The 20,747-nt window shown below is 58.8% G+C and carries 23 protein-coding genes and 3 pseudogenes; 11 read left to right on the top strand and 15 right to left on the bottom strand.

The window, feature by feature from the left end:
• The first annotated feature begins 1,418 nt into the window (after positions 1–1,418).
• From QSV46_RS03700 to QSV46_RS03665, 8 genes are all read left to right on the top strand, one after another.
• Positions 1,419–1,700 carry a hypothetical protein gene (locus tag QSV46_RS03700; RefSeq protein WP_314946412.1) on the top strand — a complete coding sequence of 94 codons (282 nt, stop codon included), beginning with the start codon at positions 1,419–1,421 and terminating at the stop codon, positions 1,698–1,700.
• A gap of 156 nt (positions 1,701–1,856) precedes the next feature.
• On the top strand, positions 1,857–2,039 hold the full coding sequence (locus tag QSV46_RS03695; protein ID WP_314946411.1) for a hypothetical protein: 183 nt from the start codon (positions 1,857–1,859) through the stop codon (positions 2,037–2,039).
• A 336-nt stretch (positions 2,040–2,375) separates the two neighbouring features.
• On the top strand, positions 2,376–2,585 hold the full coding sequence (locus QSV46_RS03690) for a hypothetical protein (protein ID WP_314946410.1): 210 nt from the start codon (positions 2,376–2,378) through the stop codon (positions 2,583–2,585).
• 47 nt (positions 2,586–2,632) lie between these two features.
• Positions 2,633–2,845 (top strand): hypothetical protein, encoded by a 213-nt coding sequence (locus QSV46_RS03685; RefSeq protein ID WP_314946407.1) that lies wholly within the window; start codon positions 2,633–2,635, stop codon positions 2,843–2,845.
• An 84-nt stretch (positions 2,846–2,929) separates the two neighbouring features.
• Positions 2,930–3,115, top strand: coding sequence for a hypothetical protein (locus QSV46_RS03680; RefSeq protein ID WP_314946406.1), 186 nt, complete (start codon positions 2,930–2,932; stop codon positions 3,113–3,115).
• 1,081 nt (positions 3,116–4,196) lie between these two features.
• Positions 4,197–4,394 (top strand): hypothetical protein, encoded by a 198-nt coding sequence (locus tag QSV46_RS03675; RefSeq protein ID WP_314946405.1) that lies wholly within the window; start codon positions 4,197–4,199, stop codon positions 4,392–4,394.
• 449 nt (positions 4,395–4,843) lie between these two features.
• Positions 4,844–5,110, top strand: coding sequence for a hypothetical protein (locus tag QSV46_RS03670; protein WP_314946403.1), 267 nt, complete (start codon positions 4,844–4,846; stop codon positions 5,108–5,110).
• Positions 5,111–5,326: 216 nt separating this feature from the next.
• Complete coding sequence (locus QSV46_RS03665) at positions 5,327–5,719, top strand: hypothetical protein (RefSeq protein WP_314946401.1); 393 nt, start codon at positions 5,327–5,329, stop codon at positions 5,717–5,719.
• A gap of 176 nt (positions 5,720–5,895) precedes the next feature.
• Here QSV46_RS03665 and QSV46_RS03660 read toward each other — a convergent pair whose 3' ends face one another.
• The 7 genes and pseudogenes from QSV46_RS03660 to QSV46_RS03635 all read right to left on the bottom strand — a co-directional run.
• Complete coding sequence (locus QSV46_RS03660) at positions 5,896–6,207, bottom strand: hypothetical protein (RefSeq protein ID WP_314946400.1); 312 nt, start codon at positions 6,205–6,207, stop codon at positions 5,896–5,898.
• Between the two features lie 306 nt (positions 6,208–6,513).
• Positions 6,514–6,642, bottom strand: a complete 129-nt coding sequence (locus tag QSV46_RS03655) for a hypothetical protein (protein ID WP_314946398.1) — start codon at positions 6,640–6,642, stop codon at positions 6,514–6,516.
• A 69-nt stretch (positions 6,643–6,711) separates the two neighbouring features.
• Complete coding sequence (locus tag QSV46_RS03650; RefSeq protein ID WP_314946396.1) at positions 6,712–7,470, bottom strand: WD40 repeat domain-containing protein; 759 nt, start codon at positions 7,468–7,470, stop codon at positions 6,712–6,714.
• A gap of 473 nt (positions 7,471–7,943) precedes the next feature.
• A pseudogene (locus tag QSV46_RS41360) lies at positions 7,944–8,036 on the bottom strand (hypothetical protein); the annotation flags it as partial.
• Positions 8,033–8,191 (bottom strand): WD40 repeat domain-containing protein, encoded by a 159-nt coding sequence (locus QSV46_RS03645; protein ID WP_314946395.1) that lies wholly within the window; start codon positions 8,189–8,191, stop codon positions 8,033–8,035. The gene QSV46_RS03645 and the pseudogene QSV46_RS41360, both read right to left, overlap by 4 nt.
• Before the next feature lie 124 nt (positions 8,192–8,315).
• Positions 8,316–9,368 carry a transporter gene (locus QSV46_RS03640; RefSeq protein ID WP_314946394.1) on the bottom strand — a complete coding sequence of 351 codons (1,053 nt, stop codon included), beginning with the start codon at positions 9,366–9,368 and terminating at the stop codon, positions 8,316–8,318.
• Between the two features lie 145 nt (positions 9,369–9,513).
• Positions 9,514–9,737: pseudogene (locus QSV46_RS03635) on the bottom strand (haloacid dehalogenase-like hydrolase); the annotation flags it as partial.
• Between the two features lie 557 nt (positions 9,738–10,294).
• Here QSV46_RS03635 and QSV46_RS03630 point away from each other — a divergent pair.
• A complete protein-coding gene (locus QSV46_RS03630) occupies positions 10,295–10,705 on the top strand; it encodes a hypothetical protein (RefSeq protein ID WP_314946392.1) in 411 nt (136 codons plus the stop codon).
• Positions 10,706–10,711: 6 nt separating this feature from the next.
• Here the strand turns inward: QSV46_RS03630 and QSV46_RS03625 are convergent.
• From QSV46_RS03625 to QSV46_RS03590, 8 genes and pseudogenes are all read right to left on the bottom strand, one after another.
• Positions 10,712–10,804 (bottom strand): annotated as a pseudogene (locus QSV46_RS03625) (transposase); the annotation flags it as partial.
• A 218-nt stretch (positions 10,805–11,022) separates the two neighbouring features.
• Complete coding sequence (locus QSV46_RS03620) at positions 11,023–12,132, bottom strand: HlyD family secretion protein (RefSeq protein WP_314946391.1); 1,110 nt, start codon at positions 12,130–12,132, stop codon at positions 11,023–11,025.
• Positions 12,133–12,266: 134 nt separating this feature from the next.
• On the bottom strand, positions 12,267–13,067 hold the full coding sequence (locus tag QSV46_RS03615; RefSeq protein WP_314946389.1) for an LssY C-terminal domain-containing protein: 801 nt from the start codon (positions 13,065–13,067) through the stop codon (positions 12,267–12,269).
• A gap of 189 nt (positions 13,068–13,256) precedes the next feature.
• Positions 13,257–14,231: an HAD family hydrolase gene (locus QSV46_RS03610; protein ID WP_409997137.1), complete on the bottom strand. Its 975-nt coding sequence runs from the start codon at positions 14,229–14,231 to the stop codon at positions 13,257–13,259.
• Positions 14,232–14,352: 121 nt separating this feature from the next.
• Positions 14,353–15,138 (bottom strand): hypothetical protein, encoded by a 786-nt coding sequence (locus QSV46_RS03605; protein ID WP_409997135.1) that lies wholly within the window; start codon positions 15,136–15,138, stop codon positions 14,353–14,355.
• A gap of 22 nt (positions 15,139–15,160) precedes the next feature.
• Positions 15,161–16,756, bottom strand: coding sequence for an arylsulfatase (locus QSV46_RS03600; RefSeq protein WP_314946385.1), 1,596 nt, complete (start codon positions 16,754–16,756; stop codon positions 15,161–15,163).
• A gap of 100 nt (positions 16,757–16,856) precedes the next feature.
• Complete coding sequence (locus tag QSV46_RS03595) at positions 16,857–18,527, bottom strand: arylsulfatase (RefSeq protein WP_314946384.1); 1,671 nt, start codon at positions 18,525–18,527, stop codon at positions 16,857–16,859.
• A gap of 114 nt (positions 18,528–18,641) precedes the next feature.
• Positions 18,642–19,568 carry a formylglycine-generating enzyme family protein gene (locus tag QSV46_RS03590; protein WP_314946492.1) on the bottom strand — a complete coding sequence of 309 codons (927 nt, stop codon included), beginning with the start codon at positions 19,566–19,568 and terminating at the stop codon, positions 18,642–18,644.
• Between the two features lie 190 nt (positions 19,569–19,758).
• Here QSV46_RS03590 and QSV46_RS03585 point away from each other — a divergent pair, with 190 nt between their 5' ends.
• Both QSV46_RS03585 and QSV46_RS03580 read left to right on the top strand, forming a co-directional pair.
• Entirely contained in the window at positions 19,759–20,298 is a 540-nt protein-coding gene (locus QSV46_RS03585) for a response regulator transcription factor (RefSeq protein ID WP_314946382.1), read from the top strand.
• Between the two features lie 84 nt (positions 20,299–20,382).
• Entirely contained in the window at positions 20,383–20,691 is a 309-nt protein-coding gene (locus QSV46_RS03580) for a hypothetical protein (protein WP_314946380.1), read from the top strand.
• Positions 20,692–20,747 lie beyond the last annotated feature (56 nt).

Below are 20,747 nucleotides of genomic sequence, written 5' to 3'. Positions count from 1 at the left end.
AGAGATCAGGAGCGCACTGGTCCGCTGCGCACCGGCCATACTGGCCCGCTTTTCTGCGCCGGAAGCGGCCATCTCCGCCAGCTTGCGTTTTGTCCGACCGAAAGTTGGATCTGCGCTCGGCGCCGCCATCGGGCGACCAGTTCGTACGGGCTACCTTCAAGTCTCGGTTCGATCGCGAACCTAGGTTGCGATCGGATTTCTAGAATATTCGCCGAGTGACCGATTTTGTCGACGAGCTGAAGATCTTGGCTCTCGTTAGGAGGAGCGCTCTTGTCGGCGGAAGGGTGTCTGTCAACCCTGCTGATATTGCTCGCGTTTTCCTGGCGCGGCGGGCGCAATCTACGGTCCTATCCACGGTCAATTTGGCGGCCGCGCGACCGTAGTCTCCGGCCATCTCCCGCAGCGCGCCGGCCTCGCCGGGCACCCTGCTCTCCTCCGCCAGATCCAGGCAGATGCGCTCCATGCGCGCGAGCTCGTCGATGTCGTGCTGATGCTGCCCCATGCCGGCGATCAGACTCCCGATGGTGGCAGATCGTCAAGGTTCGACGTTGCCCGCACCTACGACGCACAGTGCCTCGGTCGCGTTCAGAGCGTATCCCGGCCCAACTCGGCAATCCGGCGCTTTAGGGTGTTGTCGGATGTCAAGTTCGGTCGCGGAAAGTCTCTAAAGTGCATTCGCAGTCTGTGGGGGCGATCAGTTGGAGTGGGCTGGCCATACGCGCTCCTGGACGCTGGGAACGGGCGCGTCAAGGTTTGGCTGAGGACGAACGCCAAGCGTCGCACTTTCCCCCCCGAAGGCATCGACTTACCAATCGTGCTGGGTGATGATACGGTTATCAGTAGTATGGTGGTGAGCTCCTCGCCGATACGAATTGTCCTTGAATTGGAGAGTGGTCATCTCAGGTGCCTGACGCCCGGAGTGTCAGGCTTGTCGCCCCGCGGATTCCCCGGCTCCGAATGGATCGTTCAGTTGCGCGTGTGATCCATTGTAGATTTGTCTGTTCGCGCCTTACCGCTTGAGACGAGAGATTGATATCGATCGATCTGATTGGCGATGCGAATCCAGCTTTGCGATAGGGATTTGAGGAGTCTGGCTTCGGTCTCGCTCTGCGCCGATTGCATTAAATGGAGGCATTCAGCTGCTTGGGCCTGGCACCGCTTCGCAGTTTCCACAGATTCACCCACAATTGAACTATTGAATTACCCCTTCAGCTTCTCCTTATTCCGCAAGCAAGTCTGTGCGCTAATTCACATTTTGAAGCGGGCAATCGGGCGGGCGCGATCGGCTGGAATCGCTTTTAGCGTGAGGCCCGCCAACATGGCGGGCCGATGGTCTCCATCGTGGGATTGATCGGCGGCTTTCCACATCCACGATGCGCAGTAGCTCGCGCGCGCTCCGCGGCCCAAGGGATTGATAATTGCGAGGCCCTCGCCCTGCCCGCCTCAACAACGCCAAGACGGGCGGCCTCAAGATAACGCTCGGCGAGATGCGCTCGACCGGAGTGCGCGACCTGATCGTCTTCTGCCAAGACTACCGCTGCGGTCATAACGTGAAGCTCTCGGCCGCGCAGGTCGACAAGTGGCCTGACGAGATCCGGCTGTCCCAGACCGAGCCGCGGTTCGCCTGCAAAGCTTGTGGCCAGCGCGGCGCGATCCTGCGCGGCGGCAGCGAAGCGACGATGATGGCCGTTTCCCAATAGAAGCGAGACGACAGGCAGAGGCCGCCTCAGTTGGTGGCCTCTCGTCGTTCCCTCGTTAAAGGCTGCCTATGCGAGCATTGAACCGGCGCCACGTCCCCGAGTTCAATCCGAAGGGAAAAGAGCCGCATTGGGCCGGCGCAAGCTGAAGAGGGATCAATGACCGTCTTCGTCTACGTGAATACCGCCAAACAGGTCGGCGACGTCGATCACATCAAGGTCTTTGCTGCGCTCGACGCCGCAGAAACGTGGTTTGAGGAGAACGGGAGTGGCCTTCGAGTACGACGCGATAGGCCCGCCGGCTTGGTTCGCTTCACGCAGATGCAAAACCCCAGCGCGTGAACGCTGGGGTGTTTTCGAAGCAAATATTTGGTCTAAGCAATGAGCGAACGATAACAGACCACGTCCATTGCGCTTGTGAAGTAGTTCACAGATCGCAACAGAAAAGCCCATTAGCGTGAGCGAGAGCGCTACGGGCACCGTGCCCTTCGAGTATTTCTTGTTTCTGTCATCGAAGTCCGCCAGAATTAGAGGGCCGGGATTTAAAGCCCCGGCCGGGGATTGCCGGCGTCACGGAGCGAAGATACTCCGCCCCAGCGACGTCTTGGAGTGTTGCCTCGGGGCCACCTCACCCCGTGAAGCAAAAAGGAATGAGATAGTAGCCGTCAAAGGAAGACGATGACGATTGACGACCAGTCGGCGCGTGCACATCGCAACAATATCCGACGCTATCGCCACTTATTGCAAACCAGCCTGACGGAGTTTGAGCGCCAGTTTGTCGAAAGGCGCTTGAACGAAGAACAATCGAAGCTGGAGATATTGGTCAGCTCGTTGTCAAACGAAGTGCACCGCGACCGATCACGTGGTCCGGATAGCCGCTTCGGCTAGGTCGCCCGAAAGCGGTCGCATGGTGAAGTTATTTCAGGAAAGTATTCATGACAAAGGAAAATTGCTTGATCGTTCACGCCGCCGGGAAACAGTTGGATCTGCTGCGCGGCGAAGCCTCCCGCATTGCAAAAGCTAGCAAGGTCGACTGGTCGAGTGATCGTGCCGACGTCGGCACGCGCTTTTGCTTTGAAGATGCGAAGGCAAAAGAGACCTTCGCGAGTGCCTGCGACAGCCTCGGCATTCCCTGCCGAGACGGCTAGGCCGAAGCCCGCGGGAAAACTGCTCAACTACTTGCGTGCGCCCTCCGGTTGCGGTTGGATCACGCTTTGGCATCATGGATCCAGATGGCTATCAAATTCTTTGTGGCAAAGATTCTCAGAGACGAACTTTCCTTGCGCGGCATTTGGTCGTTGACCGCCGAAGAGTCGAAGGAAATCGCTGCTCGCATCTTCGAACGGATTACCGATCTCGAACTGGAGCTTGCCGCGCGGGATTTCAACACCTCCAGTCGCGTCTACAAAGCACCGTGACGAGCCGGGTTATGTCCGTTTACGATCCACTGCGAGCGAAGCTGGATAGTGTGCGAGGGCAAACCGTTCGGTTCACATTTTCAGAAATAGAAGCGCTGCTCGGAAGGCCGTTACCTGCGTCTGCCCACAAGTTCAGTGCGTGGTGGGGCAATGAGAGCTCGCGCAAGGCGGGGCACACGCAAGCGAGGGCGTGGCTTCTCGCAGGCTTCGAGGCAAGGGTATCGCTGAAGCAGCGAGCGGTCGAATTTCATCGGCCCTAACGGGCAGCTCCCTTGCGCGTGTCTTCCCAATTGCAAGCACCGGAAACGACGGACATGGCCTCCAATCTCGCGAGCGCGCAGGAGCGGGGCAAGCGAAAACCCCCAGCGTTCGCGCGCTGGGGCGTTTTCGAACCAATGATTTGGTGCAGCATGACTCACCAATAGCAGGTGATGCCCGTTGCGCTTGTAGTTCGCGGATCGCGACAAAAGGCCCGCCAGCAGGCGCGCTCATGCGTTGAACCTCATCGCTTGCCAGGACCACAAATAAGAATGGTGTCCCGGGGACCGCCTTAGAATGAGGTGCCCAAATGATCCCATCGTTTCATAATGCCGATAGACCGACCCACCGGCGCGTGACGGCGGTGGGCTTGGTGCTCTGCGTCGCATTTATCGCGGTCAGCTTTTCGCTGCGACCGCAGCCGGCTGACGATCGGGTGCTGGTGAAAGCGGATCGCCTGGTGCGTACCGCGGGCGAACCGAGCCGAGCGAAATAGTCTCGCCAACTGTCGGGCGGCTTTCACCGATCTAAGCACTCGCGGCCCGGCGCGGCTTTGATCGGTGATCGCGCGCCGGGCCTAACCATTCCCCCGCGGACATTGAACCGGCACCACGTCCCGGAGTTCAACCCGTAGGGGAAGAACCGCATTTGGGTCGGCGCCAAGCTGAAGAGGGATCAATGACCGTCTTCGTTTACGTCAGCATCGCCAAGCAGGTCGGCTCAGGGTCTTCGCCATGGTCGATGCCGCGGAGTGGTTCGAGGAGAACGATCCGGAAGGCGTCGCCTTCGAGTACGAGGTTCTCGAATAGGTGGAGGCCCCGCCATGAGGACGATTGGTATCGCGGTGTTCGTGGTTTTTTGCCTCGCGATTGTCTACGTGACGGTTGATTTGCACGGCGACCACAGCCAGATCAAACAAATTCGGGAAGAATGCCGGCGGACACACAATGAAGCGGCCAAAGTGGTGGAATGCGTGGTCGACTCAACGCTTCGGCACGCAAGGCAACCGCAACTGCCGTAAGCGCGCGCCGTTCGAGTACCCTGCAACGATGATGCGAAAAGGCCCGCCAGTGTGAACCGGCGAACCGTGTTCTCCACACCCGCGGCCGGCAGTAGCTCGCGCGCGTTCCGAGGCCCAAGGGATTGATAATTTGCGTGCCGCTTCCGGTGCCGCTTTGATGGCGGCATGCCTCGCTCTGTCCGCCGCACCAGCCCTACGCATGCCGATGGTCCAGAGATCAAGATCACCTTCGGCCAGATGCGGGATATGGGCGTTCGCGGCGTGCTGATCTATTGCCACTGCGGCCATCACATTGCTCTGGATGCCGACCGCTGGCCTGACAGTGTTAGGCTCTCCGATGTCGAGCCGCGGTTCGTGTGCCGGGCTTGCGGCGCGCGCGGTGCCGATGTTCGGCCCGACTTCCAGCGGGGTAACTCTCGGCTTGCAATCATGGGAAACCGAAGCGCGAAATGATCGAGGGCTGGGGCCGGCCTTTCGAGGTGCCGATCGAGGTCGACGGCCGCAAGCTGATGACGCTGCTGGACGCCGGCGAGTACATCACCGCACTGCCAAAGAAGGAGCACGCCGCGCCGGAGTGGCAAGCCGCAATGCAGGCGCTGATCCTGGTGGCCGAAGGCGGCGGCCCGACCATGATGGCCCGGATCATGCGGGCGCTGAATCGCGGGAAGCCGCCCCCAGATGCTCAGGTCGGTCTCTTGGTGTTCATGACAAAATAAAGCCAGCTGGGGATCGAGACCCCGGCCGGGCCCTTGCTGAAGACTGAGCTTAAGGTGTGGAGAAGACCGGCGCAGCAATCGTCACAATGGACAGGCTCGCCGCGCCTTCCTTGATCTACGTCAAGGCATCCGCATCAGAAGGCGCGCCCGATCCCCCCGATGGGCTACTGCCAAACGTGGCATTGTGCGCCACGGTCCAACCGCAAGGAGGAAGCCATGATAAATCTGAAAGTTCTTGGCGCGGCCGTTATTGCGGCATCCGCCCTGTCCAGCTCTGCTGCACTGGCGCAGGCGGCCCTCTCAAATCCGGACGAATGCCAAGCTGAATTCGCCAACTGCACGGGTCTTGGAACCGGGAGTACCCCAACCTATCGATATCGGCAATCAAATCGGCGAACGGCGTATCGCCATCCGGTGGCGGCGGCCGCTACCGTCGGCGGCTGGGGCAATTCCTACGCCATGTCCGGCGGGACGGGGTACGGCGGGATGGGGTACGGCCCCAACGGCTGGTACGGCAACTGGAGTACGTATGCTTCCCGCAACGGCATCTCCTGCAGGCCCGGCACCCATTTCAAGGGTGCTGACGGTCTCCGGCAACTCTGCCAATAGGTCATCCGTTCTGATTCATGCCGGCCTGTCACATCTCTGTGGCACGGGTGTTGCTCGTATCAAGGTGGCTGGGATTGCTGGACCCGGTTTGGAACAGGGCGCCGCCGGGACACTGTATTTCGAGCCCGGCGGCGTTTCTTTTAGGGACTAGCGGCACAACCGCCGGCGATGCGTCATCAGCCGCTGCCGGTCGCGCTGTCGGTGCTTGGTGCTCCGCCGGCCAGCCAGTCTCCGTCCTCGTATTTCATCTCAAAGTGAAGAAGCATTTCGTGAAGGTGGTACACGGCGAACAGGGCCAGATTTCGCTTCTCGCAGAGCGGAGGCTCACCGTCCGCATCGTGTGCAAGACCCGCAGTGATGCGCCCCATGTTCACCAGGTCACGCAGGTCGCCCTCCATCTGGCGGTAGGCTCCTGCGTCCTTTCGGTCACGGACGGTTTTTTCGACGCGGCCAGCGTCGGAGGTGGGGAATTGAATGACATTGCTCATTGCTGCGACCTCTCGCCTTGCTGCTCGGCGAGACGCTCCAACTCATCTGCTAAAAAAGCGCGCCCTTGGCGCCATCGCGGAGCCAGTTTAGTTCGTCGATCCAGGCCTCGGCGCGGAGCGGTTCTCCCACTATGCAATTTGCGCGCAATCGTAACGGCTATGTGTCAAGGATCCGCGCATAGGGCGGGCCCGCCTGGCGATAGGTCCCGGACTTTCGAAATGGGTATTATTGGAAGTTAGCTTGCGGGTGGCCCAGCTGGCTGCTTGCTTCAAGTCCATCGTATCAACGCGTCGGCACGGCAGGCACTAGTCGGGCATCCACTCGAACACGTTCTTGCCGATGTCCTCGTTGGCAAGGGGCCAAGCGGCGAGCATGTCAGCCTTGGTGATCTTAGCCGCAGCCCCCGGGAACGTGCGGCGCAGTTTTTCGAGCATTGCATCGACCGTTTTCAGCTGGTACCAGCCAAGATCCCATCGCCAAACACCACCCGGCGTCGAGGTGAACTAGTAACCGCCATCGCTGCTGAAGCACACCGATCGCACATCCTCGAAAGCGAAGTTGTGCCGCATGGGCTCGCCGAGGGGGCGGCCGGTGTAGGCATCCCAGATGCGCGCGGTCCCGTCGCCGCCGCCGGTGGCTACGAAGCGCCCGTCCGGACTGAAACGCGCGCAGTAAACGGCCTGCGAGCGATGGCTCAACGTTGCGGCGATTGGCCTGCCGGTCGATACCCGCCATAGCCGGCCGGTGCCATCCTCAGACGTAGTGACAATACGGTCTCCGGCGTTATCGAAGCAGGCCGACAGGATCGCTTCTATGTGCACCAGCGGCGCGCCGATCCGCTCGCCAGTAGCCGCGTCCCACACCTGCGCCACGGCCTCGCAAGTGGTGAGCAGACGCGTTCCGTCCGAGCTGAAGGCCACCGACCAGACATTTCCCACATGCGCCATCGGAGCAGTCAAGGGCTGCGACGTGGCGACGTCCCATATGCGCGCGGCCCCGGGTGCGTGCTCCCATTCGCCGGGCACTTCAACCTCGTAGCGAAACACACGACCGTTCCTGGCATCCATTGAAGCCGTTGCCAGGCGCGCGCCGTCGCCCCTAAAGGCCAAGGCGTTGACACCCCAGGCGTGCTGCAGCGGCAAGCCGATCGGCGCGCCGCTTGCGGCATCCCACACCCGCGTCGTTCCGTCCCACGAAGCGGTCGCGAGATGCTGCCCGTCGGGGCTGAACACTGCTTGTGCGATGTGCGCTTCATGCTCCATGGCCCACCCCTAGGGTTCTTCCGCAGATCCCAGATCTGGGCCAAGCTGCGCGGTAGCAGCGATATCTCGCCGGACCGGTTGGGGTAGCGGTAACGGCCCGTTGCCGTCTCTTCGGCGCCGTCCGCGATCGTAACCATGCAACCGGACGAGGAGTTGAAAACCACCGAATGGGCAAACCCCTCGGGCGTCAGCTTAAGGGCGGCAGTGGCTTCGGCATCCCACAAGTGAACTGTGCCATCGCGATAAACCGCGGCCACGCGGCCTGCTGCATCGATCGCGGTCGATACAAATTCGCCTCGAGCCGGCCATTTGCAGATCGTCGCGTGCGGTCGCACGGCCTGCCAGACGAAGCTACTCTTCGCCGAAACCGAGAGAACCCGGCGTCCGTCGGCCGAGAAGACGGCATGGTCGACCGTCTCGCCATGCAGCATCGCCGGACCAATCTCCTCCCCGGTCGCCGCCGACCAGATACGAGCCGTTCTATCTTCTGATGCGGTCACTACACGCTCGCCGTCCGCACTGAAGCAGGCCGAGTATACCGGGCCGAAGTGACCGAGCCTGATCACCCTTTCTCCATCGACTTCGACTTCAGGCCCATCGTCAGGATGACGGCCGCGGGCAGTTCCTCGGCCGCCTCGATCTCCCAAATCCGCGCCGTACAGTCATCGGAAGCAGTCACCAACTTCTTGCCGTTCGGACAGAACGCGGCCGAGCGGATCACTTTGCCATGCCGCAAAGCATTGCCGATCTGCTGCCCGCTCTGCGCGTCCCAGATCTTCGCTTCGCCACCCCAGGCGGTAGTTATGACCGAGTTGGAAGTGTCCGACCGAAGCGTCGGCTGCCCTCTACTTCCCGATCGAATGCCTCGTTGGGGCAACTGTCGATGTCGGCGCGGCATTCGAGATGGCGAAGGTCAGCCACACGTTCCACCCTTCGGGTCGATTTTCCGCGGCGAATTCCCTGTAGCCCTTCAGGTTCAGATATCCCTGCTTGTCTCCAATCGGGAAAAGGTAGCCGGCTTGGGGACCAAAACCGAAAACGCGCGATTTGAATCCGTTGAGGAACGGTGCTGCACCAGTATCGTCAGTGATTTGCTGGTAGGCATATCCGACCATGCCGACAAAGAGTTGCTTCGATAGAAAATGCGATGCACCCCAGTCAAAATGAAAGTCGATGCCATTTTGGTATTGCGTGGTTGGGTTCTTGAAATTGTAGGTGAAGCCGCCAACGCCGGAAAACTCGATGCCCGTTGTTGGGTTCAGATAGGTGTAGCCGGCGCCGAAGTCGATGCCGCCGTGCCCGATGCCGATGTTGGATAGACGCGTAGAATCGTAGGCTCCGACCGGGATATCGCCGAACCCATAGACCATGTAATTGTGCACGCCCTGATTCCATTTCAGCGTCACCAACGGATAGAGATCACCGACGCCGGTAAACGAATCCGATAGGACTCCACTGCGTGTCGCGACTATGGGGCCGATCTGTGCGGTCAGCGTACCTGCGATGCTGGTGTCAAGGTTGCCAACAACGCCAATTACGCCGACGGCGAGCTGGCCGCCGAGCACGGGCGTCCCGAAGGTGTAGGTTGGCGCAATGAACAACAGGTCGCCGCGGGCATTCAAATTGGCGTTGAGATTGACATTTGCCGTCGCTGGCACCTGACCTATGGAAATCTGGCGTGCTGCCGCAACGTTGCCGGAAGCTTCCACGCTGGTGTGATAGGCGATCGTGCCGAGCGACCATCCGGGAACCGCCGGCGCGGCAGCCAAGCTTCCGAATTGACCGGGAAGCCAAAGGGACACGCCATTCTCGTCCGCCCGGGTTACCTCGGATTGAAGCGCCAAAGCCACTGCAGCTGCAAACGCTGTCCGGTAAATATTAGAGGAAGCCAATCTCATCTTAACCTCCAAAACTACCAGCATGGAGCAGATCAGAATCGAGAACCTAAGTCTGTGATTGTTCGGCAACAGACCACTTAAAATTAGCACCTCTAAGAAATACTATCTCAAGCTAGGACCCTTGCAGGTGCACTCTTTAGATCCACTCGGTCCAGGGCCGCATGAACTCGATTCCGCCGCCGGAGGCGATGATGGTCCTGAAACCATTGGCACGCAGATTGGCCAGCAACTCCAGCTGTCAGTATAGGACCGCTTGAACCGATGATCGCGAGCGGTCGCGAGCCAGTCAGCGGTGATTCTCTCAAACTCCGTCGTAGTCATTCCGGCATGCGTCACCGCCACCAGTTCTATCAATCCATTCTCGCCTGCGCGGCCGGACCGGATCACGCTACGGGAAGAAGCCTGTCGTGGAATATTGGACTCTGGTCCAATATCGAACCCGGCGCATGATCGCTACTCTCCACGTGCCTAGACCCCGGTGCCACTAAACCAAAGAGTCAGTTTGTGACGGCATTGATAGTTAGAGTTTAACTGCCGCGACAACGGATCGGCTTGGCCGACTGCAATGAATCTCAAACCGCAGTGAGCGTCTGTGGCACTGCACCCTCGGACTTCGCCAAGCCGGTGCCCGCTGGCGCAACCTAGATCCAAGAGGTCAAAGATGGAGAAGGTTCGCTCGATCCCCACGATGCTCCTCGCCGCAACGGCGTTGGCCCGCCGGCGCTGGCCGAACAAGGCACCGAACCGAAGGGCACTACGGCCAGTGCGGAGTGTGCCAACGCCCGCCGTGCGTCACACATGGCGATGAACGGCAAGCAGGACTTCGAGGATGCCTCGCGGTCAACAACACGCGAGCGCGCGGCCAGACGCAACATCGAAGCTCAATGGGATCGACTATGGCGTCAAAGTTCGGTGGGAAAATGCCGATGAACAACAGATTATTCATCCCTATTGTTTGTTTGCTCGCCATGATTTTTGCAGTTGCGCATGCTCAAGTTCCGTCGACATCGCGTGCTGGTAACGAGGCGCTGGGGCTCGGTATTTTAGTTGGCAAGTGGGTTCGGCTGGAAGGCGGCTACGTAATAAACATCCATGCCGTGCAATCGGACGGCAAGCTCGATGCTGCCTATGCCAACCCCAAGCCGCTACCATTTTCAATGGCAGAGGCGACCCGCGAGGGCGACGCACTTAAATTATTCTTCGAATTGCGCGCAGGTGGCTACGGCGGCTCAACATACACGCTGAACTACGATGCTTCGAGCGACACGCTCAGAGGAATCTACAACCAAGTAGTCGTCAAACAAAAATTCGACGTGGTTTTCGCTCGCGTCAAGTGATTGCTCAGCGGTCCGACCCAAGACAGTGCCGCGTAGGGCTCGTTCGGCAGCGTTGTTCGACAGGCAGATGCGGCCGTCGTCTAGGAATCGGGTGAACGCGCTCTAGTAGTCCATTGTCTGCTGCGGTAACTGTCATCCGGCAAAAGTTCGAAGAAACAATTCTCACTTGTGTTCCCAAGAACGCTCCATACCGAACTAGAACCGATATCTAAGGTCCATGCTCGTCAATCCGATCACCGAAAACCTTTCCGTTGCCGAGATCTCCAGCTGGCGAGCCGGACCATTCCATTGGGCGATCGTGGTCGATTAGCACCCGGCTACAAATAAGCGGTATAGGAGCTTATCCAAACCAGAATCGAGGCAAGGAGACCAATCACGCCTGCCTTTTCTGCAAAAGTTGTGGGACTTCCGGACATTCCGAGCCGAAGCGAGTCCCGGCTCATTTCGTCCGGAACGGATATTTCGGCGGGAAAAGCAGTCGTCCCACCGAGAGCCGTCGTACGGGCAAGAGTTCCTGATACAGCAACCTGTCCCTGACCTATGCCCTTTGGGATAGCGGCGATCTTTGCATGATAGATGCGGCCCGGAGCATTATCGAAGACGATATCGACGGGCGCGCCGACCTTGATCGTCTGGAAGCCGTTCTGCGAAAACATTCCAATGATTGTAATCTCGTTTTCGACTACAAATGACATTACCGATCGAGCCTGCAGCGCACGGTCGCCGACCGTCAGCGTCACGAGGGTCACGTAACCGTCGGCCGGCGCTCGAACCGTAGTCTGCGACAATTCCCACCCGGCATTATCCAACTGTGCCTGGACTTGCGCGACGGTGGTGTTGACGCCGCCAATCTCGGAGTCCATTGCCAGCTTGGCGCTGTGTTGTGCTGCCCTGGCTGCGCCGAGCTGGGCTGTCACGGTCTCGAACTGAACCTGAGTGTCCTGCTCCCTGAATTCGGTGTTGGCCCCGCTCTCGTAGAGAGTCTGAATGTCTTTCAGGCGCTTTGCATTGAATTTGGCCTGGGCCTCCAGTCCAGCAACATTGGCGGCTGCCTGTTCGTAACTGGACTTCAACATCTGAGTTTGCTGCTGCGCAGCGGCTAGCGATGCTCGCAAGTGATCCACTTTGAATCGGAATGGTGCCGGATCAATCTGAAATAGAACGTCACCTAATTTTACGGGCACGTTCGGCTTCACCGAGATCTGAACGATTTGGCCGCTCACATTGGGCGTTACCTCAACGACACGTCCGGTCACGGTGATCTTGCCAGACGGCGTCAAATAATTGAACAGCGCCAGGAATGTAGCCAGCATCAAGGCGCCGATGACGACTGAGATGGTCCCGGAAAGCCACCCCCAACGCAGGACCTTGAGTTTCGAAAACACGAGCCAAAGGGTCACAAAGTAGAGGCAAAGAATTATAAGCACGATGCGCCTCCGAGTGAATTCTGACGAAGTGCCGCAAGCGAAAGGCGACGAGATCATGACCGGGATTTCGCTTGTTAGGCGTTCAACACCGATTGAATACGGACCGGATTCCGATCGAGCGGCATGCGCCGGAGTTACCGCCCCTCCGATGCACCCCAAGAGAATATTTTGTCCTTCATTTTGATTAGAACAGGCGCCGGGAGGAGCTGCGCGGCGGCTGGAGCTTTCTGACCGGCCGCGACAAGTTTTGCCACCCATATCTCGCCGTCAGTGTAGTAGGGATCGCCTTCTCCGTTACGACCCTTCAAGGTTGGACCGACTCCTCTGATCTGATACATGCTCAGCACCATCCGGGCGTTGTTTAACCCCGCGATTAGGCGCTCGCGTTCTTCGTCAATATTCGGTGCGATCTTGTGTGTGACCTGGCCAGTATCACGGCTTAGGGTTACGCCGCTGTCGAAGCTTGCCGATCCGAGCCAAACGGGACTACCGTCAGCGCCGTTCTCCAAGACCAACCATAGTCGGACGTGCTGCCGGCGGTCTGCGCTTTTTCCTGCAGTGCTTTCGAACGCCAGATCCTCACGTCGTCCATCGAAATACAGCGGACTGACGGGAGCCTCCTTGTACGAACGATCCAATAGAACGCTGCCGATAATTTCCAGGCTGGTGCGCAACGTTATGGGGTCGGCCGGATACCAGCCGGCGGCATGGAAAGCGGAGACCACATCTTCTCGGGTACCGATCAGGCCGACGTTGATCGCGTCGCCCGGTATCCCTTGTGCCGTGGACGTCACCATTGCTCGCTTTGACAGGCCGGGCTCGTGCTCCACCCTGGCCCATGTAGCGGGCATTACCAGATAAGCGATAAGCACATAGATTGAGATCAGGACTCCGAGAACCCAAAGATTGCGGGTCCAGGCTGTCGACATTTTCATGCGGAATGTACCTCCGATGAACCGCTATCACTCTTCGGAACGATCATTTCGGAGGCGGCCCGACGAGCATATGGCCATCGACGCTCCGTGTATGGAGCTGTTGTCGCCGGGCCGGCGCCGGGTTGCCTTCGTCCCGAGATATTGAAAGGCCTATGTTGTGTGGCTCGGAGCTTCTCGAGAACTCGTGGATTAGTCGAACGCGAAGATACGCTTCCAGTCGTTCTTCATGTTGACTATGGTCCACTTGTTTACCGCTGCGGCATCCAGCGCCACGTTGAGCCGTCCGAAATGCGAATCCCGGTCGTAGGCATATTCGCGCACCGCGTCGGTGTGATGGACGATCACGCCGAGGCGTGGCCCACTGGCGCCGAGCGTCGTCCATTGCAGCATTTCGAGATCGCCGTCTGAGTTGCCGAAGGCTACGATGGGACGGCGACCGATATGCTCGTTGATGCCGATTGGCTTTCCTGTTTTATCGTCTACGAAGTTGACTTCGGGCAACCGGAAAAGCGTTGGTGCGCCGTCTTTCATTTCAAATCGAGTTTTGATCGACGATCCGACCACTTGATCTGGTTGCACGCCGTAGATCCGCTCGGTCCACGGCCGCATGAATTCGATGCCTCCGCCCGACACAATGAAGGTCTTGAAACCGTTGGCGCGGAGATAAGCGAGCAGCTCGAGCATCGGCTGATAGACAAGTTCGGTGTAGGGCCGCTTGAAGCGGTGATCACGCGCGGTTGCAAGCCATTCTGAGGTGATCTTCTCGAACTCGGCCGTCGTCATGCCGGCATGAGTCACGGCAATTATCTCGACCAATGCCTTTTCGCCGGAAGCCGCGAGCTCTTTCATATCTCCGTCAAGCACCGCAGCGAAAGGCTGCTTGGTCTTCCACTCCGGGTGCATCGGCGCCATAACTTTCACGCGGTCGAGCGCGAAGGCGAGTTGCACGTACATTGGCTGTTCGATCCAGAGCGTGCCATCATTATCGAACGTTGCAATGCGCTGGTCGACCGGAACGAAATCAGGCCCGCCTTGCGATGTCCCGCGCGTAACAAAGTTCACTATCGACGACTTAGTTGCACCCTCGTTCCATGAGGGGAGCGGATCGCGTGCCTGTGCCAGCGCGGAGGTGGAGCGGAGCGAGGCAGAGAGCAAAGGGAGCATTGCCAGCGACGAAAGGAGGACGCGTCGATCAGGGGGCGGAAATCGAACAATCTCTTTCATGGTAATCCCTCTAAGATTGTAGCCGTCACGACTCGTTCTGCCCGCCGCAGCCACCCGGTCCTCAGTAGCAGGGTGGATAAGGGTAATAGCCGCAAGCGCCGCCATAGGGATAGGTGCTGGCTGCCGCCGCACCGAGCGCAGCACCACCCACCGCGGCGGCACCGACCGCTGCTGCACCGTAGCCTCCGCGATACCAAGCGCCGCGAGCGACGTAGGGACGTCGCCAGACGCCCGCTGCACCGACACCGCCGACCCGCGCGTAACCGCCGTGGAAGCCCGCAGCGTGAAAGCCGCCCATGCCGCCCGCGTGGAAGCCACCGGCATGGAAGCCGCCAAAGCCGAAGCGGTCGATAAAGAGCGCCGCCGGCCCGTCACCACCGGCCAAATCACCTTCGAGCACATCCACGTCAAAGGTCAGCCGGTCGCCCTCGAGCTTCGCGGTTTTCAGTACCACAACGGCATCGCGGATTTTCGACCCGTCCGTGCTGAACACCGAGACGGTGGCGTTCGGCGGATCCTTGGTAAAGCTCTCATCGCTGGCATTGGTCGGAGACCATTCCTCCAGCAGATCGGTCGTGAGCGAATGCCCCGCGGCCCGCACCGGACGATCCGCGAAAACGACTGAGTTCGGGGCCACGCCGGTGAGTGTGAGCTTGCCGCCCTGCAGGCTGGCGCCACGGGCACTCATTACGATCAAGGACGGCACAATTTCCGGCTTGGCCTGGCCGATCGTCTTTTGCAGGGGTGTGTGTTGCGGAGTGGGCGTCGCGGTTTGAGCCATCGCCGGTGCCGTCCCGCAGAGCAGGAGCGCAATAATCATGAAGCCGATTTGACTCTTGATGGTCATGGGTACACTCCTCGGTGACTATTCAATTGCTTGAGGGCGGATTGCGGAGTTTCTCCATCGCCTGCTCGACAGAGAATGAACCCGGTCTCTGTCTCGGTGGGAATTGCTGGAAGCTCATAAGATGCTGACCGACGATCGCCTGCGCGGGGACGAGCACGAAGGCATGCTCGACAAACCATTTGACGTAGTCCCCGGCTTCATGCTGCGCCCTTTCGAATGGGTCGGATCGAAGGTTGAAAAGCGATGGCAAGCGCAGTTGAATCATTGGCTGCGACCAAACATCGAAACCATGAGCCTTCTGTTCCAGGAAGACGGCCTTCCATTGGTCATAACGCAGCCCGGCTAGGTTGCCGTCATCGGTCCAGTAGAAAAATTCGCGGCGCTTATTGGCGCCCTTGCCGGAGAGAAGATCGCGCTGGTCGTAGCTGTCGAGGTGAACCTTGAAGTTCTTGCCAGCAGCATCGTAACCCGACAACAGCTTGTTCTTGACGTCGGGTTCGCCAGCAGCGGCTAACAATGTCGGAGCCCAATCCTCTGCCGAGAATACCTCGTTGATCTCAGTTCGCGGCGGCACCAGCCCTGGCCAGCGAACCATCGCCGGGACGCGGTAGCCGCCTTCCCAATTGGTATTCTTCTCACCTTTGAAGGGTGTTGTGCCGCCGTCGGGCCAGGAAAATGTCTCGGCGCCGTTATCAGTGGTGTAAATGACGATCGTATTGTTGGCGATGCCGAGGTCGTCAAGCTTCTTTAGAACCTGTCCGACCTGACCGTCATGCTCGACCATCCCATCAGGATAGATGCCAAGGCCTGTTTTCCCTTGCGATTCAGCCTTAAGACGCGTCCAGATATGCATGCGGCTCGGGTTAAACCAGACGAAGAAAGGCTTTTTGTCCCGATTTGCGCGTTCGATGAAGTCGTTGGTGGCACCGAGGAATTCCTCGTCAATCGTCTCCATGCGCTTTTTGGTAAGAGGCCCCGTATCCTCGCACTTTTGTTTGCCCCAGGTACCGAAGCGAGGATCGTCGCCCGGTGTGTCGGTCGGGACTGCGATGCACTTCATCACACCGCGCGGGCCGAATTGAGCTCTGAATGCCGGATTCTTCGGATAGTCTGCATGTTCCGGTTCGTCTTCGGCGTTGAGGTGATAAAGGTTGCCAAAGAACTCGTCGAAGCCGTGCACCGTGGGCAAGAATTCGTTGCGATCGCCAAGATGGTTTTTGCCAAATTGCCCGGTTGTATAACCCTGCGGCTTTAGCAGCTCAGCGATCGTTGGGTCCTTTGCTGAAAGGCCTTCTTTTGCGGCAGGCAGACCGACTTTGAGCAATCCCGTTCGCAACGGGCTTTGTCCGGTGATAAAGGCCGCGCGTCCGGCGGTGCAGGATTGCTGCCCATAATAATCGGTGAAGACAGCACCTTCGTTCGCGATGCGGTCGATGTTGGGGGTGCGGTAGCCCATCATGCCGCGGTTGTAGGCGCTGATGTTCCAATAGCCGATGTCATCGCCCATGATGACCAGGATGTTTGGCTTTTGTTGCTGCGCAGATAACGGCGAGACAAGTCCCGTTACCGCTGCGACCGATGCGAGGAGACCGAAGCATGTGCGTCGAAAAATATTCATGATTGCCTTGCTCGAAGGGCTATTCGCGGGAGAATGAGATTCATTGCTCATAGTGATCGGCGGACGTTTGAAGTCGCGCCCGCCGATCGGTCTCGTCTGTTTAGTCGCGTCCCGCCTTCATATTCTTGATTTGCTGCATGACCTGTTCCAGGTTGTAGCTCGCGGGGTCCTGCAGTGCAGGGAATTTGACGAAAGTCTCCAGATGCATCAGCCAGAGCTGCTGCCCGATGGGAAGCATGTTCCAGTCATAGACATAGGCCGTGGAGGGAGAAGCGATCGCTCCGCCCATACCGAACAGCGTCTTTATCTGCGTACCGATTGAAGTCTCAAACGGATCGCGCTTGATGTTGACGACCTGGGTCCAGTGATAGGGCTGGACACCGGCAATGAAGCCCGCAGGTGCGTCGGACACCATTGCGAAGTACATCTTCCAGTTCTTATAGCGGACTGCTGATGGTTCTTTGCCGGAATAATACAGGAAGTGGTCACGCGCCGACTTCTCGGACTTGCCACTTAGATAGTCGATCTGGTTGACACCATCGAGCGTGGTCTTGACGAGCCCGGGATAGCCGGCCTCGACACGTTGCTTCAATCCATCGCCCTTAGGCCCGCCGGCGATCTCGACGAGGGTCGGGACCCAGTCAAGAGAGGCGAACATTTCGTTCTTGACGGTACCCGGCTTGATGACGCCCGGCCAGCGGATCACCATCGGAGCCCGCATGCCTCCCTCCCAGGTGCTCAGCTTGCCGCCCTTGAACGGTGTGACACCGCCGTCCGGGAATGTGATTGTCTCCGCGCCGTTGTCGGTGGTGAACACGACGATCGTGTTGTTGAGCTGCCCCATGTCTTCCAGCTTCTTCAACACCACGCCGATGTTGTCATCCATCTGCTTCATGCCGGCTTCGTTGACACCCCAGTCCTTGCCCCCAGGCTCCCCCACCATGGCGTTGTATTTGTCCGCCAGCATGGTCGTGATGTGCATGCGTGCGGGGTTGTACCAGGCGAAGAACGGCTTGTTGGTCTTCTTGGGATCATTGCGATCAAGAAAGTCGACGACCTTGGCGGAGATTTCCTCGTCAATGGTTTTCGATCGGTCGAGCGTTAGCGGCCCCTCGTCCTTGCACGTCTGTTTGGCGCCAGTGCCGCCCGCTGACGTGCATGCCAGCATCGGACGTGGCGGCGTCAGGCAGACCGTGGACTTGGGGTCCACGGCGCCCGGGACTTCAGTCAGACCAGGGATCGGTGTGTTCTTGCAAGGCGGCGCGAGCGTCTGCTGGCTCGCGGTCTTGTTAATGTCGGGGAAGCTTACGCCCTGCATCGCATCGAGATGGTAGAGGTAGCCCCAGAATTCTTGGAAACCGTGCGCGGTTGGCAACGAGTCCGCGTGGTCGCCCAAATGGTTCTTGCCAAACTCGCCGGTGTTGTAGCCGAGATCGAGCAAGAATTTAGCAAGCGTCGGCGTCCCCGGCCGGATGTAGGATGGGCTGCCAGGGAGTTCTGGCAGGACCATGCCTACGCGGACCGGCTGCATGCCGGTGATGAAGGCCGTGCGCCCGGCAGTGCAACTCTGCTCGGCGTAATAGTGCATGAACTTGGCACCCTCGTTGCCGATACGGTCGATGTTTGGGGTTTCGCCCACCATAAGCCCCTGATGGTAGATGCTCGGCTGCATCCAGCCGATGTCATCGCCCATGATGAAGAGAATGTTGGGCTTCTGCGCCTGCTGAGCGGACGCCGGCGTGCTGAGCGGCACGGGCGCGGATGTCAGCATCGATGCGCTTAGCAAAGCGGCGCATGAGCGCTTGATCCAACTAAGCTGCTTGCCTGCCGACTGTGCAGGGGGTTTGTCAGCGGACGTGTAACTTAACATTGCTTGCTCTACCGGTTATGTCGCATCAACCGCTTGTCGGCTGACACATCGAAAGCCCAAATGACTGGTGGACGTATCTACCGGCTCCGCATGGCGGGCTGCCGGCCGGTAGCGTCGGCAGTAGTTCGGCGCGCACAAATGCGAGCCGCCTTTGATGACCTTTTGGGGTATCTTCACGTTGGTAATTCGTGGGTCATAGCTGTCTGCCTCACGGCCCCCTCGCGGGTTCTGTGGAATGCAGCAAGTTTTCGGAGCGTCTGGCTGATGCTTCGGCGAATACCAGTCGGCCGTCCATTCCCAGACGTTGCCGATCATGTCGTACAATCCATACCCGTTTGGCGGGAATGCACTCACCGGCGAGGTGCGCTCAAAACCATCGACGTTGGAATTCTCGCGCGGAAATTCTCCTTGCCAGGTGTTTGCCATGTGTCTGCCGGCCGGCGTGAACTCATCGCCCCACGCGAATTCGGCCTCCGCAAGCCCGCCGCGCGCCGCAAATTCCCATTCGGCTTCGGTAGGAAGATCCTTGCCCGCCCATGTCGCGTAAGCGAGCGCATCGCTGAATGCCACATGCACGAGGGGATGTTCGTCGAGCCCACGAAGGTTGCTTCCAGGCCCGTAAGGATGCCGCCAATCTGCGCCCTTGGCAAACGTCCACCATTGGCTGAAGTCCCGGAGGTTCACCGGATGCGCGGGCGGAGAGAACATCAGCGAGCCCGCGTAGATCATGTGCGGAAGCGCGCCCGGATAATCCTTCGGATCAGGCGTGATCTCGGCGACGGTGACATGCTTGGTCGCCCTTACGAACTCCTTGAATTGCCGGTTTGTCACGGGATGCTGGTCCATCCAGAAACCATCCACGGTAACGCGGTGGGCCGGGGCTTCTTCCGGATAATGCTTGTCTGATCCCATGCGGAAAGTGCCGCCCGGTATCCAAATCATTCCTTCGGATTGCAAAGGGGCTTTGGTTACGGAAGCATCGGCTCTAACTGCAATTTCAGGGAAAAGCGGCGTCATGTCTGAGCGTTGCCCCTTGATTGATAACCAAGCCAATCGCGAAACAGATCGCGCTACGTTACGAGAATAGGCTTTTCACGGGATATTGGACCCTGGTCCAATATCGACCACCCGCATGCTGCGCTACCGTCGCAAGAATGCGGTGGATTCTAACGATCCCACCGTTGGAGAACGCGGCAGAGCAAAGCGGAGCTTTAGAAGCTGGGACATCAAATCCCGTTGGCCCAAAGGTCGACACGAAGGACTCTCGGCAAAGGGCAAAATTCTCGTGGCGGAAGCATCCCCATGGATTGCCATCGTTGATGATGATCCCGCCGTACTCAGGGCTCTAAGCCGGCTACTGCGTTCGCGTGCTTTCCAGGTCAAGACGTATGATTCAGCAAAGGAGTTTCTTGCGGCGCTGCCAGATGGTCTTCCGGCGTGCCTGATAGTAGATTTTCAAATGCCGGATATGAACGGATTGGAGCTTCAACAGCATCTTGTCGACAGCCGCATGACGGTTCCGACGATCCTCATCACAGCACACGGCGATCCTGCGATACTCTCACGGCCGCCTGGAGATACAGTTTTAGCGAGGCTTCGGAAGCCGTTGCATGATGACGCCCTGTTCTCAGCGATAGAAAAAGCGATCCGGGATCAGGGTGACGTAGGGTAGGACTCGACGCCGCGACTCACGCACATTTCTGAAATAGCCACGCTTAGTGGTGTGAATAGAGCAAAATGGTAGGAAGGACACACTATGCCGATTTCGATTTCCATGATGGTCGTGGGGACTCATCTCGTCGTCGCCGTTGCCGATCGAGTGCCTGCATTCGATATCGTCCGAAGCTGCAAACTCGATTTGGCGGCAACGGCCAGCCTTTCAGTCGATCAGTCCCTCAAAAGCTGCCTGAGCGATGAAAACATGGCTCGGCAACAGCTGGTGAGCCAGTGGCCGAAATTCTCTGCTCCGAGCAAGGCCGAATGCATTCCGCAGGAAAATGTTGGTGGAACACCAAGCTACGTAAGCCTTTTGACCTGCTTACAGATGAATCTATGGTCCCGATGATCACATGGGAAGCTCGGGGCGTCCCAGACCCTAACTCGGAATATGCAGCCTAATAG

This window comes from Bradyrhizobium cosmicum (genome assembly GCF_032290525.1).
Taxonomy (GTDB): Bacteria; Pseudomonadota; Alphaproteobacteria; order Rhizobiales; family Xanthobacteraceae; genus Bradyrhizobium; species Bradyrhizobium cosmicum_A.
This window is presented reverse-complemented; position numbering and strand designations above follow the sequence as displayed.

Coding starts and splice junctions, on each gene's coding strand:
- QSV46_RS03695 (WP_314946411.1), top strand. CDS start 1,857: ATGACCGTCTTCGTCTACGTGAATACCGCCAAACAGGTCGGCGACGTC.
- QSV46_RS03690 (WP_314946410.1), top strand. CDS start 2,376: ATGACGATTGACGACCAGTCGGCGCGTGCACATCGCAACAATATCCGA.
- QSV46_RS03685 (WP_314946407.1), top strand. CDS start 2,633: ATGACAAAGGAAAATTGCTTGATCGTTCACGCCGCCGGGAAACAGTTG.
- QSV46_RS03680 (WP_314946406.1), top strand. CDS start 2,930: ATGGCTATCAAATTCTTTGTGGCAAAGATTCTCAGAGACGAACTTTCC.
- QSV46_RS03675 (WP_314946405.1), top strand. CDS start 4,197: ATGAGGACGATTGGTATCGCGGTGTTCGTGGTTTTTTGCCTCGCGATT.
- QSV46_RS03670 (WP_314946403.1), top strand. CDS start 4,844: ATGATCGAGGGCTGGGGCCGGCCTTTCGAGGTGCCGATCGAGGTCGAC.
- QSV46_RS03665 (WP_314946401.1), top strand. CDS start 5,327: ATGATAAATCTGAAAGTTCTTGGCGCGGCCGTTATTGCGGCATCCGCC.
- QSV46_RS03660 (WP_314946400.1), bottom strand. CDS start 6,207: ATGAGCAATGTCATTCAATTCCCCACCTCCGACGCTGGCCGCGTCGAA.
- QSV46_RS03655 (WP_314946398.1), bottom strand. CDS start 6,642: ATGCTCGAAAAACTGCGCCGCACGTTCCCGGGGGCTGCGGCTAAGATC.
- QSV46_RS03650 (WP_314946396.1), bottom strand. CDS start 7,470: ATGGAGCATGAAGCGCACATCGCACAAGCAGTGTTCAGCCCCGACGGG.
- QSV46_RS03640 (WP_314946394.1), bottom strand. CDS start 9,368: ATGAGATTGGCTTCCTCTAATATTTACCGGACAGCGTTTGCAGCTGCA.
- QSV46_RS03630 (WP_314946392.1), top strand. CDS start 10,295: ATGAACAACAGATTATTCATCCCTATTGTTTGTTTGCTCGCCATGATT.
- QSV46_RS03615 (WP_314946389.1), bottom strand. CDS start 13,067: ATGAAAATGTCGACAGCCTGGACCCGCAATCTTTGGGTTCTCGGAGTC.
- QSV46_RS03610 (WP_409997137.1), bottom strand. CDS start 14,231: ATGCTCCCTTTGCTCTCTGCCTCGCTCCGCTCCACCTCCGCGCTGGCA.
- QSV46_RS03605 (WP_409997135.1), bottom strand. CDS start 15,138: ATGACCATCAAGAGTCAAATCGGCTTCATGATTATTGCGCTCCTGCTC.
- QSV46_RS03600 (WP_314946385.1), bottom strand. CDS start 16,756: ATGAATATTTTTCGACGCACATGCTTCGGTCTCCTCGCATCGGTCGCA.
- QSV46_RS03595 (WP_314946384.1), bottom strand. CDS start 18,527: ATGCTGACATCCGCGCCCGTGCCGCTCAGCACGCCGGCGTCCGCTCAG.
- QSV46_RS03590 (WP_314946492.1), bottom strand. CDS start 19,568: ATGATTTGGATACCGGGCGGCACTTTCCGCATGGGATCAGACAAGCAT.
- QSV46_RS03585 (WP_314946382.1), top strand. CDS start 19,759: ATGCTGCGCTACCGTCGCAAGAATGCGGTGGATTCTAACGATCCCACC.
- QSV46_RS03580 (WP_314946380.1), top strand. CDS start 20,383: ATGCCGATTTCGATTTCCATGATGGTCGTGGGGACTCATCTCGTCGTC.